Source organism: Actinoplanes sp. NPDC048791, assembly GCF_040650095.1.
In the GTDB taxonomy this organism is placed as follows: domain Bacteria; phylum Actinomycetota; class Actinomycetes; order Mycobacteriales; family Micromonosporaceae; genus Actinoplanes.
Map to the genome: position 1 here is coordinate 1 of NZ_JBEZGQ010001219.1, position 2,267 is coordinate 2,267.

The following is a 2,267-nucleotide window of genomic DNA, read 5'->3' on the forward strand; positions in this document are numbered from 1 at the left end:
GCGCGCTCGGCCCGGGCGACCACGGTGGCGGCGTCCACCCCGGCGTCCGGGCGCAGGTGGGCGGTCAGGTGCAGGCCGGCCACCGAGGGCACCGGAACGAGCCGATGGCCCAGGTCGCCGTCCAGCGCGTTGAGCAGCAGGGCGCGGCGGGCGCCGTACACCTTGGTGGCCGTGCGCAGATGCCGGCCGAACAGGCCCTCCTCGATGAAGGCCGCCAGGGCCGCCTGGGTGCCGGTGTCGCCGTGCCAGTCGGTGACCTGCCGGGCCAGCCGCAGGGCCGGGAGCAGCGTGGCCGGCGCGACCAGGAATCCCAGCCGCAGCGCCGGCAGCATGGTCTTGGAGAAGGAACCCACGTAGAGGACGTGGCCGCCGCGGTCGAGGCTCTGCAACGGCTCCAGCGGCCTCCTCTCGAAGCGGAACTCGCTGTCGTAGTCGTCCTCGACGACGGCGCTGCCGTGCCCTTCCGCCCACGACAGCAGCTCCCGGCGCCGGGCGTGCGACATCGGCACGCCCAGCGGGAACTGGTGCGACGGTGTCGTGTAGACGATCCGCGCCCCCGGTGGCAGCGCGTCGACGACCAGCCCCTCCTCGTCGACGGGCACACCGACCACGGTGGCGCCGTGGGACCGGAACAACCGGCGGGCGGGCGGATAACCCGGCTCCTCCACCGCCACGACGTCACCGGGCTCCACCAGCACCCGGGCGATGAGGTCGAGCGCCTGCTGGACGCCGTTGGTGACCAGCACGTCGCCGGGCCCGGTGCGCACCGACCGGGAGATGCCCAGCCAGCGGGCCACCGCGGCGCGCAACGCGGGATGCCCGGCCGGGTCGGCGTAGCTGCCCGCGGCCAGGGTGCCGGTGCGCAGCTCCCGGTTGACCAGGCGACGCCACGACGGCAACGGGAACAGCGCCGGGTCCGGGGTGCCGACCCGCAGGTCGTACCGGGGCTCCGGGCGCCGCGGATCGGTCGTGGCGAGTTCCGGCCAGATCCCGCGGGGCTGGAGGCTGCCACCGGGCGCGGCGCCGGCGGGCCGGTCCAGGGCGGCAGTGCCGTCGACGAAGGTGCCCGAGCCGACCCGCGCCGTGACGAAACCCTCCGCCAGCAGCCGCTCGTACGCCGTCGAGACGGTGTTGCGGGACACCGCCGCGCTGCGGGCGAGCTCTCGGGTGGGCGGCAGCCGCTCGCCGGGGCGCAGCCGGCCGTCCAGGATGGCCTCCCGGAGCTGCCGGTAGACCTGGACGACAAGATCCCCCGAACCGGTCAGGTGCACCTGGAAGCTCATCGGCCCCGCGATTGGTCTGCTCAGAAGGCACCGGATTGGCCCTTGGGAGGTGCCACTCTACCGTCGTAGGCTCAACCGGCAACCAGATAAGGAGTCGACGTGACCAGGGTGGATTACTACTTCGACGCGGCCTGCCCGTTCGCCTGGATCACCTCCCGCTGGATCCTGGAGGTCCAGCGGCTGCGCGAGCTGGAGCTGCATTTCCGGCCGATGAGCCTGTACGTGCTCAACGAGCACCGCGAGCTCCCGGAGTGGTACCGCGAGCTGGTCGACCGGTCGCTCGGCCCGGCCCGGGTGGTGACCGCCGCCGCCCAGGAGCACGGCGAGCAGGTGCTGGGCGACCTCTACACGGCGCTGGGCACCCGCATCCATCAGCACCGCCAGCAGGACTTCGACGCGGTGGTCGTTCAGGCGCTGGCCGAGGCCGGGCTGCCGGCGACGCTGGCCGCGGCCGCCACCAGCACCGACTACGACGAGGCCCTGCGCAAGAGCCACCACGAGGGCATGGACCCGGTCGGCGAGGACGTCGGCACACCCACCATGCACATCGACGGGGTGGCGTTCTTCGGCCCGGTGCTGTCCAGCATCCCGCGCGGCGAACAGGCGGCCAGGATCTTCGACGGCGCCCTGGCGCTGGCCTCCTTCCCGGACTTCTTCGAGCTCAAGCGCACCCGGACCGGCGAGCTGTCGTTCGATTGACCCGCGTTCAGCTCAGCCGGTCGAGGATCTCCCGGCAAGTCCCCGGCGCGGCCTGGCCGAACGCCGTCCCGGCCCACAGGTGCAGCGCCCCGGCGTCACCGGCCCGAGCCGCGGCGGCCCGGATCGGCGCGGTCAGGTGGTGCACCGCCGGGTAGCCGATCGGCGCGTCCGCGGAGTACGCGTCCGTGAACCGGTTGCGCAGCCCGCGGGCCGGTTGCCCGGTGAACGCCCGGGTCACCACGGTCGAGGCGCCGTCGCTGCCCAGCGCCGCCCGATGCGCCTCGC

The 2,267-nt window shown here is 73.9% G+C and carries 3 protein-coding genes; 1 reads left to right on the top strand and 2 read right to left on the bottom strand.

Going from position 1 to position 2,267, the window contains the following annotated elements; all coding sequences use genetic code 11:
- Positions 1–1,283, bottom strand: a 1,283-nt coding sequence (locus AB0C29_RS44575) for a PLP-dependent aminotransferase family protein (RefSeq protein WP_360833886.1), incomplete at its 3' end; no start/stop codon positions are given.
- Between the two features lie 99 nt (positions 1,284–1,382).
- Here AB0C29_RS44575 and AB0C29_RS44580 point away from each other — a divergent pair.
- Positions 1,383–1,982, top strand: a complete 600-nt coding sequence (locus tag AB0C29_RS44580) for a DsbA family protein (RefSeq protein ID WP_360833888.1) — start codon at positions 1,383–1,385, stop codon at positions 1,980–1,982.
- Between the two features lie 7 nt (positions 1,983–1,989).
- Here the strand turns inward: AB0C29_RS44580 and AB0C29_RS44585 are convergent.
- Positions 1,990–2,267: nitronate monooxygenase (locus tag AB0C29_RS44585; protein ID WP_360833890.1), on the bottom strand; the 278-nt coding region annotated here is incomplete at its 5' end.